Annotated in this window: 15 protein-coding genes; 1 reads left to right on the top strand and 14 read right to left on the bottom strand. The window is 44.3% G+C overall.

The window, feature by feature from the left end; all coding sequences use genetic code 11:
- Position 1: 1 nt before the first annotated feature.
- The 9 genes from FJQ58_RS02655 to FJQ58_RS02615 all read right to left on the bottom strand — a co-directional run bounded on the left by FJQ58_RS02655 (position 2) and on the right by FJQ58_RS02615 (position 9,047).
- The gene (locus FJQ58_RS02655; protein WP_139990886.1) at positions 2 to 1,297 is read right to left on the bottom strand and encodes a purine/pyrimidine permease; all 1,296 of its coding nucleotides are present in this window, start codon (positions 1,295 to 1,297) and stop codon (positions 2 to 4) included.
- 32 nt (positions 1,298 to 1,329) lie between these two features.
- Entirely contained in the window at positions 1,330 to 2,046 is a 717-nt protein-coding gene (deoD, locus tag FJQ58_RS02650; RefSeq protein ID WP_139990885.1) for a purine-nucleoside phosphorylase, read from the bottom strand.
- A gap of 210 nt (positions 2,047 to 2,256) precedes the next feature.
- Positions 2,257 to 3,747, bottom strand: coding sequence for an AcpB/EbpR/MafR family transcriptional regulator (locus FJQ58_RS02645; protein WP_238403742.1), 1,491 nt, complete (start codon positions 3,745 to 3,747; stop codon positions 2,257 to 2,259).
- Positions 3,748 to 4,295: 548 nt separating this feature from the next.
- On the bottom strand, positions 4,296 to 4,742 hold the full coding sequence (locus FJQ58_RS02640) for a hypothetical protein (RefSeq protein ID WP_139990884.1): 447 nt from the start codon (positions 4,740 to 4,742) through the stop codon (positions 4,296 to 4,298).
- A gap of 21 nt (positions 4,743 to 4,763) precedes the next feature.
- The gene (locus FJQ58_RS02635; protein WP_139990883.1) at positions 4,764 to 5,048 is read right to left on the bottom strand and encodes a hypothetical protein; all 285 of its coding nucleotides are present in this window, start codon (positions 5,046 to 5,048) and stop codon (positions 4,764 to 4,766) included.
- Between the two features lie 7 nt (positions 5,049 to 5,055).
- Positions 5,056 to 6,192, bottom strand: coding sequence for a hypothetical protein (locus FJQ58_RS02630; RefSeq protein WP_139990882.1), 1,137 nt, complete (start codon positions 6,190 to 6,192; stop codon positions 5,056 to 5,058).
- A gap of 316 nt (positions 6,193 to 6,508) precedes the next feature.
- Entirely contained in the window at positions 6,509 to 6,988 is a 480-nt protein-coding gene (gene rlmH / locus FJQ58_RS02625; protein ID WP_139990881.1) for a 23S rRNA (pseudouridine(1915)-N(3))-methyltransferase RlmH, read from the bottom strand.
- A 102-nt stretch (positions 6,989 to 7,090) separates the two neighbouring features.
- The gene (locus FJQ58_RS02620; protein ID WP_063845975.1) at positions 7,091 to 7,258 is read right to left on the bottom strand and encodes a CxxH/CxxC protein; all 168 of its coding nucleotides are present in this window, start codon (positions 7,256 to 7,258) and stop codon (positions 7,091 to 7,093) included.
- Between the two features lie 421 nt (positions 7,259 to 7,679).
- A complete protein-coding gene (locus tag FJQ58_RS02615) occupies positions 7,680 to 9,047 on the bottom strand; it encodes a S1C family serine protease (protein ID WP_139990880.1) in 1,368 nt (455 codons plus the stop codon).
- 164 nt (positions 9,048 to 9,211) lie between these two features.
- On the opposite strand from FJQ58_RS02615, the gene FJQ58_RS02610 reads away from it, so the two are divergent.
- Complete coding sequence (locus FJQ58_RS02610) at positions 9,212 to 9,433, top strand: hypothetical protein (protein ID WP_139990879.1); 222 nt, start codon at positions 9,212 to 9,214, stop codon at positions 9,431 to 9,433.
- On the opposite strand, the gene FJQ58_RS02605 is transcribed toward FJQ58_RS02610, so the two are convergent.
- From FJQ58_RS02605 to yycF, 5 genes are read right to left on the bottom strand one after another with little or no spacing between them, the layout of a single operon-like run.
- Positions 9,402 to 10,208, bottom strand: a complete 807-nt coding sequence (locus FJQ58_RS02605) for an MBL fold metallo-hydrolase (protein ID WP_139990878.1) — start codon at positions 10,206 to 10,208, stop codon at positions 9,402 to 9,404. The two genes, FJQ58_RS02610 and FJQ58_RS02605, sit on opposite strands and share 32 nt — an antisense overlap.
- Positions 10,209 to 10,241: 33 nt before the next feature.
- Positions 10,242 to 10,997, bottom strand: coding sequence for a two-component system regulatory protein YycI (gene yycI, locus FJQ58_RS02600; RefSeq protein ID WP_139990877.1), 756 nt, complete (start codon positions 10,995 to 10,997; stop codon positions 10,242 to 10,244).
- Between the two features lie 30 nt (positions 10,998 to 11,027).
- Entirely contained in the window at positions 11,028 to 12,491 is a 1,464-nt protein-coding gene (locus FJQ58_RS02595; protein WP_139990876.1) for a YycH family regulatory protein, read from the bottom strand.
- On the bottom strand, positions 12,488 to 14,338 hold the full coding sequence (gene walK, locus FJQ58_RS02590) for a cell wall metabolism sensor histidine kinase WalK (protein ID WP_139990875.1): 1,851 nt from the start codon (positions 14,336 to 14,338) through the stop codon (positions 12,488 to 12,490). Before walK ends, FJQ58_RS02595 begins: the two co-directional genes overlap by 4 nt.
- Positions 14,335 to 15,090: a response regulator YycF gene (gene yycF, locus FJQ58_RS02585; RefSeq protein ID WP_139990874.1), complete on the bottom strand. Its 756-nt coding sequence runs from the start codon at positions 15,088 to 15,090 to the stop codon at positions 14,335 to 14,337. The genes walK and yycF overlap by 4 nt, the downstream gene beginning before the upstream one ends.
- Positions 15,091 to 15,281 lie beyond the last annotated feature (191 nt).

Here is a 15,281-nt window from a genome sequence, read left to right as displayed (position 1 = left end):
TTTATTGTTGTAGCTTACTCCGCTGTTTCTCCCTCCACATGAATCCCTGTTCCAGAATAATCGCCAATAGGCTTCCACATACTAACCCATTATTCAAAATGGCGATCAAGATCGGAGACAAATGAATTGTAGCTGATGAAGGAATAAACATTAGTCCTACACCCACTAGCAGGGAAACTCCACTAACAATAAAAGGTCGCTCCTCATGAATGACCTTTCGCAATTCCTTCAACGATATTCCAACCATTTTCACAAAAATAACGAACGTAACAGCATAGCCTATTGGAGCTGGAATGCCGGATATGACATTCATAATTGGCGGAAATAAGGATATAGCGATCACTAAGCTGCACCCGATTAAAAACGATCTGCGCTCTTTCACACCTGTCTGCTGAACATATCCCGCTGCTCCCGAAATAGGGACCGAGCCAATCGCTCCTAAAGAACCGCCAATAAAATGGGTAACCCCGGAAATAATTCCAGCACGCCAATAACGGCGATGATCCGTGGGTTGCTTTTGACCTATCACAGTCTCCATCAACCGAATGGATGCAATCGCATTGGTGATTAACAACAGTGTTAATAACATCGCTGTAGTGATGGTCCCACTGTCAAATCGCGGCCATCCAAATGGCAACATTTCGGGTAGATTAACTAGGTTTTTTGCTTGTGAAAAAACCAGTCTCGTACCAAACACTATAAATAATAGCCAACCTACCCCTATACTAATGATCACCGAGAATTGGCGAAGTAACGCAATGCGGCAGCTCCCTAACCAAAAAGTTATGCAAACCACAATCATACTAAGCAAAAACACTTTAACATCTAACGTTGAATGGCTAGATGTAATTCCCATCATCCCTTTCATAAAAGAACCGCTTAATTGAAAGATCAATAACAGTAAATATATAAAAGTGATGGTTGGTGTAAATAACCGGGCTATTTTATCCATCAGCTTTAAAGCCGAAATTAGAATAAATAAGACACCGCTAATAATCATTCCTCCACTTAAAGCTTGCAGGGTATCAATGTTAGAAGAATATAAGACCCCCACTAAACTTGCGTAAATGGTAAAAATGCTCCACCATAACCCTGCCGGACCTTCATGAATAGGAAGTTTATGACCCAACAGGCCTTGTAAAAAGCCCGCTATCCCCAAAGTAATAATGGTGCTCTGGATGAGTCCAGCAGTCTCAATGGGTGTTAAGTTATATAAATCTGCAATAGCAATTGGTGCAGCAATTGCGCCTGCGATCATAAAAACCATCCACTGCAATCCGGACAGAATTACTCTCATTTCTTTCTCACTCTCTTTTCCTAACCCTTAACCTATAAACTGGTGTCATCAATGACTGTATTAAGAGCTATTTCTACCATTTCATAAAAGGACTGTTCGCTTTCTTGATGAGTTAAGTGCTCCTGTGTCAACAATTGACTGCCCACAGTCAAAATGGACAGTGCCTTTACACCATATTTAGCGGCCAACGTGTACAGCGATGTGCTTTCCATTTCTACTGCTAATACACCAAAGTCCATAAATTTATGAAGTCGATCCAACGTTTCACGATAAAATTCATCAGAATTATAAATATTGCCAACAAAGACTTTCGCTTGTTTACTTTGCGCTTGTTGAAATGCTTTCATTAGCAAGGAGAAATCCGCCGTAGGCGCATAGTTGCAGCCATGGAAAATCTTCTCCGTCAGATTGCTGTCTGAGGACACCGCTTGGGCTAATACAATATCGCGAATATTTACTTCCTCTTGCATCGCACCGCATGTGCCAATGCGAATCAATTTCTTCACTTCATAATCGATGATCAGTTCCGTTGCATATATGCTCATCGATGGATTGCCCATCCCTGTCCCTTGAACCGACACTGGCACACCTTTATATAACCCTGTATATCCATACATACCTCTTACTTCGTTATAACAATAGGCTTCATCTAAAAACTTCTCTGCTACAAATTTTGCACGCAGAGGATCTCCTGGAAGCAAAACCCGCTCCGCTATTTCTCCTTTATTTGCACCTAAATGCCTGCTCATATGGTTTCCTCCAATCATCTGAATTTTGCATTCAGATCTTCCGAAATCGCTTCCATTAACCGACGGGTATAGAAGCTTTAGCATTCTCCAAACGAATTTCCTTAAGGAAAATCAGCTTTAGTCGTTTAGAGGATACACTGAGCATAAGGTTTTTTATTATGACAAACTAGACCAAAATGTTACGTTGGGTACGGGAAATAATTGATCAAATTATAAAAGTAATTCTTTACGGATATTGTCTAGGTCTCGTTTAGATGGAATCGTAGAGATCGTAACCACAGGCACTGTCTTTAATGCAACCGGGAAATTACTAATGACAAAATCGATATGATGCTGCTGCACCATTTCGTCAGTTAGCCCTTTCATAATGGAAGTATTAACGATCAACTGATCCCCGATTTCCTTTTTAATCAAATCAGCTATGTAGTGGCGAATCGAAAATTCTTCACCGATGACTAAGAAGGCCTTTTTCCTTTTATAACGTAAGCTTGAACGAACAATTAAGGTTAGTTTTGTTAAATGGAACTCATTATATAAAGCAAGAGGGTAAGCTTCATTCCACGTTTTCATGCAGTCTTGCAATTCTTGATAGATCTGTTGGCACTCCATTTGAACATATGTCGATAAATTGCTTTTTGAAATCATCATCCATTCCGGAATGGCATTATCCATTAGAAGCTTATCCATGAAGTCATAGACCTCCAATATAAATCGCTCTTCCATATCCATATTCGGATATACCTTTGCCAGTATTGTAAAAAGCAGATTACCCATTGGATAATCCTCTTTATCCTTGTATACTTCGACCTCTTTCAGCGGTGTCATTTCTGATCCTTCGTAATAATGATATTGGCTGAGACTTACTCGTGATTGCATAAAAAATATTTCACTTTTGGGGAACTCTATAGAGAGCTCATCTTCCAGACTTTTCGCAAGGGCTCTCACGGGCAAATAAAACATCCCTTTTTCCCAAGCATATCTAATCTCATCGACTTCTACACATCTCCCTCTCGTAACTCGATCCACTACAATCGCCAGCAAAAAGGACAATTTCCTTTTGGAATTGATAAAATAAACAATATTTTTCTCGTTCTCTATATTTGTAATTAACTGATTAATATAAGCAAAGTTAATATTCGCGAAAGGCCATCCTGTAAAGTCATAGGCATCGCAATATAACTTCCAATAAAAATATCGGATATTCAATTCATTCCCTTTGATCTTAGGGATGGAATAAGTAATGTGCAGCTTATACGGTTTCAGATCATTATTGTTTAACTGGACAATCAGCTTCTTCAAAGACGAGACGCTCATAAACATTTCCCCAGCAAGCTCCTCCACTGAGAAGCGTCCGTCAGTGGTAAACAGCAAATTCATCAGCCGATAAAAGGTGGTTTGTCTTAACATAGAGGAAACCACTTCGCTGATCGTTTTGCCTCTTCCATCACGTCGAAGAAATGCTCCCTTTCCTCTAGACACCTCTATGGTGATATCAGGTGGCAGTTGCTTGCTTATCTCTTCAACCATCTTCCGTATGGTTTTATCTGAGACTCCCAGACTTTTCTCAACCTCAGCGAACGTAAACCATCTTGGTTCCGTATCAAGCAGTGTTAGTAGTTGGCTAGCTAATTTATAACCCTTGTCCATTTTCCCACCCGATTTCAATTTAATTTGAATGTTAGAGGATAAACCAATTCCCATAATTCCAACAAGCCCCTCTAACGAAAAATCGATTCTCCCAGAAGGAAGAATCGGCTTTTTGATCTGTTCGAATATGATTTATGTTAAGTTTCACCCTAACCCAATTGCGCTATTCAGTATCAAGCAAGAATTTTGTTCAAAATAATTTGTCCTACTTGTGGTATGGTTCTCCGTAACATCTTTAGAGCGAAATTTAAAGGCATCCGATTGGCTGTCTTTCAACACCTGCCCTTTCCAATGAAAAACTGCACCCCAATTGTTAAATATGTCTAACAATTGGGGTGCAGTTCAATCCTGCTGTAGCTCTTAATTCAATTTATTTTATTATATTTTACTCAGTTCAAACAAGAAGGAATTCTTCTAGCAATATTAGTTAAATGGTAAACATTACTACTCTTTAAAAAAGCATTATTTTTGTGATACTGAAGGGCTCGTTTACTTCAATTTCCGCTGACTATTCAATCAAAATTCACAAGTGCAAACCACAATTCAACACATTACTTTTGAGACAAAGATTTAAAAAGTATTATAAGGTTATTAAATAATTTCTAGTTTTTTCCTATAAATTTATCATTTATAATTCTATATAATTCTTTCAATTCGTTTTGTAGTTTATTAAAGAATTCTGTCTGGTCTTCACCAACTAAAGGATTAATCGAACTTCTTATCAAGTAATCCTCCATTGATTGACACTTTAATTTTAATTTATTATAGAAATTACCATCGTTGTAGAAATAATACAGAGAATCTTGCCTGATACTATTTAACTCATCTCTTATTTTATCTATATCTGTAAGTCTTCCATTCGAATCAATATGTATGTATTTCCTTGCATTTGGTAAACGTTTTATTAAATACTCCTTATAAATTTCATTGAAATACACAGATTCCAAATTGGTCTGGTTTAGTTTATGATCTGTCTTTTGTTGAATATATGCTACTGCTAGTGCTATGACTGCTGCAGTTATAGATACAATTAATGCCGCCATATCCAATCTAATTTCCCCCAGTGAACTCTACAGTAAATTTCTTATTATTAAGTTTTTTATATCAGGGATCGAAGAGATAATTGAAACTTTATCTTCAATCCCACTAATTCCAATATTCTTTACAATATCCTCAAAAAAACCTTGTATAAAAGAGGAGGCTATTGTATCAATTCTTTCAGGGATTATTATTGTAAAATTATTTTCGTAATTAACCTTCCCTAAGAGTTGCTCTTTAAACACTTGTTTACCTAACGGGTTACCAGCCAGCTTAGTTACCATTTTATCAAATATTAATTCAAAATTATTATGCATTAGTGTATCACTCCTCTTTCTTCATAACAAAATTCAAATTATATGCTGTACCTGGTATGTTAATAGTGCTACTACTTAATAATTCCGTCTCAGGAATTTGAGTTAAAAAATCCTTACCTTTGTTAAACCCAATCCATCCATCTTTATTATATGACAAATAATCACGCACAAAAAAAACAGCCCTATTACCGGTTATTACATAACAGTGATAAGCATCTGAATAACCTTCAAGCCTGCTTATTAATTTAGTTAAACCTGTCCCCCCCGTGCTTTCATTCGCCAGCCTACCTGAAATTTTATGTTGAAATGAAGCAATATTATAAAAATCCTCTTCACCATATTGTGAACTAAAATTTTCTTTATGCATAGTATACGCATCTAACAATTTTAAATGCCTGTCATTCAGTATTCCTTTTTGTTTTATTTTTTCAGCTATTGAATACCCCAATAACTTAGGTGAGAAATTTATTATTGTAATGTTTATACCGTAAAAAGTACCTGTTGTTTCTTTTTTTTCATAAGGTTCTGTGACATCTAAATCGATAAGGCAATCCGCATCAGTATGTTCTAATGCATTTCCGGCTAATTCTATAATTACTTCTGTAATTGCATCTCTATGCTGTTTAGTAACATAGAACATTTTTAGAAAACTATCTATATCAGACATAATCCTAGATAATAGATATGGATCATTATTTTCTTCAGTACCTATAACTCTTCTATAGTGTGATTTATAAATCTCTTTTTTAAACTTCTGTATAAATTTAGAAAACCTATCTTTTTGGTTCGTTCCTAATAATAGCAAGGGTGATGACGTTATTCCCTCTGTGTTAATGTGTTCTTTTGCGTTAACCGTAACAATAACTTTTCTTTTACATGTTTCAATCAAATAATTGCAAACACACTCAAACATTATATATGTTAATTTATCCCTAATTTCTATTAGACCCAAATCAAAATGAATGGGCAATTTTATATTGTGATACTTTTCTTCGACTGCATTTACAAAACCAATAATATCTTTAATTACAGCTTCATCGAAAATTGATTTATTTAATTTATATACTATTAATTTATTATATATCTTAAACTTTTTAATCTGTTTTTTTCCGTTTTTCTGTAATAAAAACTGGTCATTTTTCACTTTAACAATCACCCCAAACTAATCTGTGAAGTAAACATACCTACAATGCAAACTATGTTTGTGCTTTCAATAAAGTCGATTTAACTTCGATATAAATATAAATAAAATTATAAAGCAATGGTTCTTTCAGTCAAAGGCTGTGGGTATTGTTGGATTGCGGTCAGGAATTAAGTCCTGATTATTTCACAACTTTCTCTCAGCTAATTTCAGAATTAATCTTCTCAAAATGTATTCAACTATAATATTATATAAAACTATTGTACATTCATTATAACAGTAGTTTGAGGTTCTATGTAAGATTCACCCAAAAATTGCCCTACTTATGATACGGTTCCCCCCGATTTATCTTCACAGCCCGATAAATCTGCTCCACCAGCACCAGTCGCATCAGCTGGTGCGGCAAGGTCATGCGCCCAAAGCTCAGCTTTTGCTGGGCGCGCTTAAGCACCGCGGGAGCAAGACCATTGCTCCCGCCAATAACAAAAGCCACGTGGCTGCGCCCATACGTGGCTAATTTATCGAGCTGGCCCGCGAGATCCTCGCTGGACCAGAGCTCGCCTTCCAGCGCGAGCGCGACAACATGCGCCTCAGGCTTCAGCTGCGCTAGAAGCCTCTCGCCCTCTCGCTCGCGCACAATCGCTTCCTCCGCCAGACTCATCGTCTCCGGCGCCTTCTCATCGGGCACTTCCGTGAGCGTGAGCTTCACGTAAGGCCCGAGCCGCTTGGCATATTCCGCTATGCCAAGCACTAAGTACTTTTCCTTCAGCTTGCCAACGGCAGCTATCTGTATATGCAAAACGTACACGTCCTTTTATCGTCTCGGATCACACGATCCGTACGCCACCTTATCCTAATGTCAATCTACATCGATTGACACCCTGATCTTACACTTTTCTCTCTAAACCACCAAAAAAGTAGCTGGCTCATCACAAAAGTCGCATTTGCGCGGCGGGTCCCAATCCGCAAATTGCGTTTCTTTCAGGTCCACTACGTCTGGCGCATCCTCATATTCGTCTACAAATCGGTCCAAAGCTGTTTCCATATGCTCTTTACATACACAATACATAATCTGCACGTTCCTATTCCTAGTTGATGGTTGTCCATTTCTTTCTAATCTTGCTTTTCTTTAATCATTTTCATAAGTTTACTAACTTTATGATTTAATCCTTTTTCATAACTTTATGCACTGCCCATTACCCACTTTTCTACACTAACCACTCTTTATCTTTCCATCTTTCACACATTTTCGAATTTCTAATATTCATAACTCTTTTTCCCGCAAATACTCTTGTTATCTACACACAGCATATCAGAAAACGCCACTCCCTGTGAAGACGACAAATTCTGCACCTTCGCTTAGCTCCCCTACGCCTACCTCAATTATCAACATCCATTCCATCCATTCGCAAAAAAAATCGGAGCCTGCAACGGTCTCCCGTCACAAGCTCCGAAACAGTTCATTTTCTTTCATCCCAAACGCACAAAGCCTATTCCTCTTCATCTTCCTTTTGACCCAGCTTAAAATGAGTCGATTTCAGCTGTCCGTCGCGATAGTAGCTGATTTCAATATCATCGCCGATCTTTTTCTGCGTGTACAAATATTTGCGCAGCTCCATCGTGCTGCCGATTGCTTGGTTATCGAGCTTGACGATTACATCGTTGAACAAAAGGCCTGCATCCTTCGCAGGACCCACCGCCTCCAGCACGATGACGCCTGAATAAATATCATCCGGAAGCTTCAGCGGCGCGCCTCCGCTTTCCGGAACAGCCTTCTCACCCGTCTCGGCGTCTTTCTCGGCTGACTTGCCATCTTCGCCTTCGAGCGCTTTACCAAAGGCATCCTCAAAGTCCTGCTGCTGCCAATATTGCTCTAGATCCATCGTATAGACACCCAAATATGGGCGCGGCACATGGCCCAGCTTGATCAGGCTGTCGACGATTGGCATCGCTAAGTTGATCGGAATCGCGAAGCCTATGCCTTCTACGCCAAGATCAGCGATTTTCATGCTGTTGATGCCGACCACGCGACCGTTCAAATCAATAAGCGGTCCGCCACTGTTGCCTTGGTTAATCGAGGCATCGATCTGGATGACCTCTTGCTCCCAATCATAAACGCCATCCTGATTCAGCGATACGGGCACGATTTGTTTGGTTTTGCTTACGCTGCCCGTTGTCACCGATTCTCCAAGTCCCAGCGGGTTGCCGATTGCAATAATATATTCAGCCGGGCGAAGAGCCGAGGAATCGCCAATCTCAGCGACGACATCAATTCCCTTCGCATCGATCTCAAGCACGGCAAGATCCGTAATCTGATCCTTGCCGACAACACGCGCTTCACGCGTTTCGCCATTCATAAGCACGACCTTTACCGCTGCCGCCTGATCGATAACATGGTAATTCGTAATAATAATGGCCTTGCCATCCTTCTTGCTAATAATAACGCCGGAACCAACGCCCGCTTCGCGCAAAGTTCCCTTCACTTCCGAATCCTTGGGCAGCGCTTGTCCATTGCCAATGCCAGGCGCGAACATTTGCTGATTGATCACGCTAACGACAGCTGGCCTAACCTTCGCAGATGCCTGAATGGGCCGCTCCAGCGGATCAACCGTAGAGATCGTGCCCGCTGTAGCCACGGAGCCTCCACCGTTGCCAATCCCTGGACCGCCGCCAAAAAAAACACCGAACAGCAGCGTTGCAGCAACCGCGCTCGTAATGGAGGAGACGAACGCTATACGGACGTTAGACCACTTGCGGGTACCGCTTCTATATGGAAATCCCAAGTCTCTCTTACGGCTCTCACGAGCAGCACGCTTGGATACTTTAGTCGAATAAAAATCGTCGTCGAATAGGCTCATTACTATCGCTCCTCTCGATGTTTCAAGACATCAAGACTATTTTTTATGAATCTAGGAATGTTTTCGGAAGAAATGACTACAATAATAATAGATTCGGACGACGAACATACTTCATTTGCATAAAAATCATCAACTGTTGTCCCAACAAAGGGAGAGATGCTGAGATGAAAGCCAAAACGCCTGCCGCATGGGAGCATGTTCAGCTTGCTGCAAAGCTTGCGGATCTGAAGGATGACCACTATCGAACCGTTCTTACGTTAAGTGCTATGCTAGAGCTGTTCATAGAGAAAGGAATCCTGACGAGAGAAGAGTTGAGCGTGAAAGCCGATGCGCTGGACGCCCAGCTGGAATCGCTTATTTCCGCTTCACTTCATCCCATGGCGTAGGCCTATCATGATAAGTCGCGCGCAAGGGATGTTCATCCTTTTTATAAAAGATTCCGTTATCCTCTAATATTGTATTCACGGTTAGCATCGCTAAATCCATTAAGTTATGATCAAGGCTCAAATGAGCCAAATAAACACGTTTCGTTCGATCGGTCATCAGCTCCAGCAGCGCTTCGCCAGCTGCTACATTCGATAAGTGGCCGACATCGCTTAGAATGCGACGCTTCGTATTCCAAGGGTAACGGCCCATCCGCAGCATTTCGGTGTCATGATTAGCTTCAAGCACCAATACGTCCGAGTCGATAATTTGACGCTTCACCTTCTCGCTGACATAACCGAGGTCTGTCGCCAGGCTCAGCTTCTCGCCATCCTCCACAAAGGAATACCCTACCGGCTCTGCCGCATCATGCGAGATCGGATACGATTGCACAAGCATGGAGCCGCATGCGACTTCTTCGCCTGACTCCATGAATACGCGCTTCTCCGGAGCAATCGTGCCGACATGCCTCTCCATCGCAGCCCATGTGGCCTCATTGGCATAGATCGGCAAATCGTATTTACGGGCGAAAGCGCCCAAACCCTTAATATGATCGGAATGCTCATGCGTTACGAACAAGGCATCTAACTGATGGCCAGACACTCCCCGCTCCCGCATTAGCTCGTCCAGTTTCTTCGCGCTCATTCCAGCATCGACAATGACCATTTTCTCGTTTCCTTGCACAATTGTCGCATTGCCGGTCGAGCCGCTCCCCAGTACTGTAAATCGCAGTCCCATAATCGCTCTTTCCTGTCCCTTCTCCCGCTCCCGTTAGTGAATCACGTTCGCTGCTGCTTCCCCTTGCTCTTCATCCGTTGCAACCTCGCCGCTAATGGCATTGACATAAAATAATTGGCCGCTCTCCAGCATTACCCGCCAAGACGGTGCCGAAACCTGCTTCTCCGAGTCAAAGATCGGGCCTTTATAGCCCAGTTGAATATCGGAAATGATCGCTCCATCCGGCAAGTAGGTCTCAATTAAGCTCGCGACCACCTTCGCAGCCGGCAGCACCGGCTTTGCCTCGCCCGAACCGAGCAGCTCCACCCGGTCCTGCAAGTAGGAGATTATTTTCTGATTGCTAATATATAGCGTCAGCTTCACATCGAACATCGGGCGTCCTTCGACTACCCGATATAGGATGAACTTGTCCACGCTGCTGTTCAGCAAGTCGAACGCATATTGATCAAGCTCGGGAATTCGGCTTCCGAGTGTCTTGATTAATTCGGATTTTTTATACATAATCGTGCTGTCCACCGGCTTGTCCAAAATAACAGGCTCCGCGTTCTTCCGGCTGTCCGAATGAAGCAAATACGTTAAATCTCCGAGCTCCGGCGTCTCCAGCGGTAGATTGGCTTCTAACGAAATGCGCTTCTGCTGCATAAGCAGCACCTTATCCTTCGGCAGCTCTGCCGTATTTACGTTCATGTTCAGCTGCTCCCTGATATCGAGCCAAAGCTGGTAACCCAGCAAAACATTGAGCAGCAAAAATGAAATAATAAGCACATTTTTCGCCCGTCCCCAATCCACACGCCTTCACCTCCCGCCGTCCATCCATACTTACCGCATATGATTCCAATCGCTGGCCTTCAGTGGATTCACCCCACCGGAGGACAATGCTGCCGCGCCCGCTCCGCCTGCTGCTGTCGTATCGGTTTCTTCCTTGCTATCTGCGTCAGCGGTTTCCTGCCCATCCGCACCCACAGGCTCCTGCGGCGGTTCATACCCATTTGGATATGCGTCCACCAATACTTCTTCCGTGCCATCCGTAAGGCGAACCGCCCATACTGGCGTGAAGCGAATGAGATTATCATCCATCGGTGATGCCTGCAGCGCAGGGAACAGCGCTTCTACTTCGCTGCGTCTGGCGTAGTTATTTAAGCTTTGTTGAAGCGCCTCTCCGCCTAACAGCCATCTGACTTTGCGAGACTCGGATTGCGGACCGAGCGTAATCAAGGACCTAGAATATTCCGTCACGACGCCTTGCTGAAGAGTCAGCCTCATATAACCATATCGGAATGGCGGCGTTTCAATAACCGGATACTGCTCCACATATTGCTTAAAGAGCATCGATTTGCCCTCGCCTCCAGGCAGCGCATTAACGAAACGGTGAACGCCATCCCAGCCGCCATGCTGATTAACAAAGTCGACGGAGGCATATACATTGTCGCTGAGCACATTTTCCGTAATTTGAGGGGCGCTTGGATCGGTATAGCTGATCCATTTGCCGTTCTGCTCCACTTTCAATCCTCGCTTGCCATCGGTATAGATTTGTGAGCCGCTCCGGTCTTCAAGCGCCCTTGTCGTACTGGGATCGAAGAACAAGCTGCGCTGCATCAAATCCGGAGAATATGTCTCATACGGAAAAACCATCTCGGTCGACTGGATCGGCGCAGTTGGAAGATAAAGCCCGTCTGCCGTCATCGTATACATCGGTTGGAACTGTCCGAAGCCCACATAATCCTGTACGTCACGAACCGTTAGATCCGCTCGAACCGATTCATATACCATCTGGCCGTCTGAGCTGAAGAAGAAGGTTCTGATCTCCTCCGTGCCCGTCGTCTTGAATATCCATATGCGATCAATAGTTTCATTCAGAAACAGCAAGTCCCCTTCAAGCTTAAGCAGCTTTTGCAAGAGCTCTACAGGAATGCCATTGTCGAACCTCAGCTCGATTCCGATATCGTTCTTGCGGATTTCCTCCCAGTTCAGCACATCGGATGGGCTGCGCTGGAAACCCTTAAATTCTCTACCCTGAATACGCTGATTCAGAATCATTTCATAGAACTGCGTCCCCGGATAAATAACAGTATGCTTATTGCCGCCTAAATGGATAACAAGCTCCTCGGGAAAAATAACGCTCTCCACGCTTTTGGCCGTTCCTATCGGCTCCGTGATGACATAATCCTGGTCGCTTCTGACGGTTACGCCAAGTCCAGGCATGCTATAGGCGAGCAAATAGCTTTGGAGAAGGCTAAGCACAACAAGACCGATAAGCGCCGTTGTTTTTATTTTTTCCTTCATGCCAGCTCGCCCCCTTCACTAAGCAGCGGGAGTGTGAAGGTCACTGTCGTTCCTTCGTTCAGCTCGGAATCCAGGGCAATTGTTCCGCCATGCGCCTTCACAATTTCCCGGGCAATCGAAAGTCCGAGGCCCGTACCGCCCATATTGCGCGAGCGCGCCTTATCCACCCGATAGAAGCGGTCGAAAATGCGGTTAAGATCCTTTTTCGGAATACCGATTCCCGTATCCTTCACGCTAATCGCAAGCAATGCCGAGTCGGCCGGCCTCTTCGCCGTCAATTGAATCGTTCCACCGTCCAGCGTGTATTTGATTGCGTTGGAAAATAAATTATCAAGCACCTGATCAATCTGATCCCGGTCCAGCCAAGCCGATTCCAGTCCCTCATCCACCCAAACTGCGGCTTTGATCGACTTTTGCCTAAGCTGGAAGGAGAACCGGTCCGCAACCTCGTCCAGCATATCGTGAATATTCGTTTGCCGCCTGCGAAGCGGAGCTTGATTCGAATCGAGACGCGATAAGTGAAGCAGATCGGTGACAAGCCTGATCATCCGCTCCGTTTCATTACGGATAACGCCCACGAAGCGCTCTGACAGCTCCCGCTCCTCCAGTGCCCCGTCATTCAATGCCTCCGCATAACTCTTGATTGTCGTGAGCGGTGTCCGCAGCTCATGCGAGACATTGGCTACGAACTGACGGCGCGACTGCTCCAGCTTTTCCTGCTCCGTTACATCCTGCAGCACCGCTATCGTTCCTGTAATGCCTTTGTCGCGGCGGTGAATAGGCGTAAAGGTCGCGCGCAGCACGCCTTCGCTGCCATCATCCGGCTCATGCTCATCGAAGTTCCGTTCAATAAGCAGCGTTTGGCCCCGCCCTTGCTGAAGCTCCTCCAGCCCCTGCTCCGATAGCTCAAACAGCTCGGACAGCATAAAGCCATCGCAGGTACGTTTGTCCAGCAGCTCAAGCGCTCTACGGTTCCATACGATCACTCTGCCATTCTCGTCTGCGGCTACTACGCCATCACTCATATTGGAGAGAATCGAAGTCAGCTTTTCATTTTCCTCTTCATTGACCGACAGCGCCTCTTTGAGCCGAATCGTCATATCGTTGAAGGCCGTACTCAAGCTGCCAATCTCGTCATCACCAAGTACCGGCACCTGTAGGTCAAATTTCCCTTGCGCAACCGCCTCTGCCTGCCTCGTAAGTCCCTGAATGGGACTCGTAATCGTATGGGCAAGCAGCACGCCAAGAACGCCCGTCAAGCCAAGCGCAATTAATGTGCCCGAGAAAAAAATTTGGTTGACCCGATTCACCGTTTCATACAGCTCATTCATCGAGGCGACCACATAAACAACGCCAACGACCTTGTTATCGTTAATCGTTACCGGCTGTGCGATCATTTTCTTGCGCGTATTGTCTTCATCTATAATTTCTTGTTCATTGTCAGTAATATTTTGAAGAGCCCGGCTAACCGCAAGCGACTTGTTCTTTTTCCCGATGTTCGACTGATTGCCTTGCACCGAGGTCGCTACCATCTTGCCGCTTGAATCGAGCACCTGCACCTCAGCACCGCTGATACTGAATAGGTTGCGAACGACCAAGCTAAGATCCTCCGTTGTGCTTTCCGAGGAATCGCCTTCCGTATCCGGCTTGGCGGCAAGGCTTGGGGCAGCGAACTTAGAGAGGATGTCCGCTTGCTCCTTCAAGTTTTTCGTGAAGCTGTCAATCAACGAATGCTTGACCGTGCTTATGAAATACACGCCAATGAGCTGCATAGCTACCAGAATCAATAGCAGATAGATAATAACCAGCTTGACCTGGATCGTGCGGAAGAAGCTTTTGCCCTTCATCCTGCTCCGAAGCCTCCGGTTTTGGAGTTGCGCATCATATAGCCAAGGCCCCGCCTTGTCATAATATATTCCGGACGACTAGGGTCATCCTCGATTTTCTCGCGCAACCTGCGGATCGTTACGTCAACGGTCCGTACATCGCCAAAATATTCAAAGCCCCATACGGCTTGCAGCAAATGCTCACGCGTCATGACCTTTCCGCTGTTGCGTGCCATATAATGAACTAGCTCATATTCGCGATGGGTCAGGTCAAGCGGCTCGCCATCCTTGTACACCACGTACATATCGGTATCTATAAATAGGTTGAACAGCTTAAAGCCCTGCTGCTCTTGCTCGACTGGTCCCTCTGCCGCGCCCCCCGGGTTCTCCCCGCCAGTTGCCGCCGGCTTCTGCTGCCTACGTAAATGAGCTTTCACCCGTGCAAGCAGCTCACGCGTACTGAACGGTTTTGTCACATAGTCATCGGCGCCAAGCTCCAGCCCAAGCACCTTATCAATTTCGGTATCTTTAGCCGTAAGCATAATAATCGGCATTTGCAGCTTAGCCCGCACTTCGCGGCATACATCCATGCCATCCTTAACCGGCAGCATTAAATCCAGCAAAATAAGATCCGGCTGTTCCTCGAACGCAAGCCGAACCGCTTCGCCGCCATCAAACGCGCAAATTACCTGATGGCCTTCTTTTTCCAAATTAAACTTTATAATATCTGCAATCGGCTGTTCGTCATCGACCACTAATATTTTTCCGTGCATCGCTACACCCGCCCGTCGCTTGTCCTTAGTATTAAATTCTATTTTAACACACGTTATCCTTTAGTTCACAATGAAACTTCCCTCATGTTAGCAAGGTTTTTCCTTTATTGGCGGGCTTCGAGGAATTGACCGGCCAATCGCTCATTTTCATCATCTATAAACCTCCCAAAAGAAAAAAAGACCGACCGCCT

Source organism: Paenibacillus paridis (assembly GCF_006345825.1).
Classification (GTDB): Bacteria; Bacillota; Bacilli; order Paenibacillales; family Paenibacillaceae; genus Pristimantibacillus; species Pristimantibacillus paridis.
Note: the sequence above shows the minus strand (reverse complement) of the source record. Positions and strands in the feature narration are given on the sequence as shown.

Bases quoted from the DNA above. Each gene is read 5' to 3' on its own strand.
- FJQ58_RS02655 (WP_139990886.1), bottom strand. From the start codon at position 1,297: ATGAGAGTAATTCTGTCCGGATTGCAGTGGATGGTTTTTATGATCGCA.
- deoD (WP_139990885.1), bottom strand. From the start codon at position 2,046: ATGAGCAGGCATTTAGGTGCAAATAAAGGAGAAATAGCGGAGCGGGTT.
- FJQ58_RS02645 (WP_238403742.1), bottom strand. From the start codon at position 3,747: ATGGGAATTGGTTTATCCTCTAACATTCAAATTAAATTGAAATCGGGT.
- FJQ58_RS02635 (WP_139990883.1), bottom strand. From the start codon at position 5,048: ATGCATAATAATTTTGAATTAATATTTGATAAAATGGTAACTAAGCTG.
- FJQ58_RS02620 (WP_063845975.1), bottom strand. From the start codon at position 7,258: ATGTATTGTGTATGTAAAGAGCATATGGAAACAGCTTTGGACCGATTT.
- FJQ58_RS02615 (WP_139990880.1), bottom strand. From the start codon at position 9,047: ATGAGCCTATTCGACGACGATTTTTATTCGACTAAAGTATCCAAGCGT.
- FJQ58_RS02610 (WP_139990879.1), top strand. From the start codon at position 9,212: ATGAAAGCCAAAACGCCTGCCGCATGGGAGCATGTTCAGCTTGCTGCA.
- FJQ58_RS02605 (WP_139990878.1), bottom strand. From the start codon at position 10,208: ATGGGACTGCGATTTACAGTACTGGGGAGCGGCTCGACCGGCAATGCG.
- FJQ58_RS02595 (WP_139990876.1), bottom strand. From the start codon at position 12,491: ATGAAGGAAAAAATAAAAACAACGGCGCTTATCGGTCTTGTTGTGCTT.
- walK (WP_139990875.1), bottom strand. From the start codon at position 14,338: ATGAAGGGCAAAAGCTTCTTCCGCACGATCCAGGTCAAGCTGGTTATT.
- yycF (WP_139990874.1), bottom strand. From the start codon at position 15,090: ATGCACGGAAAAATATTAGTGGTCGATGACGAACAGCCGATTGCAGAT.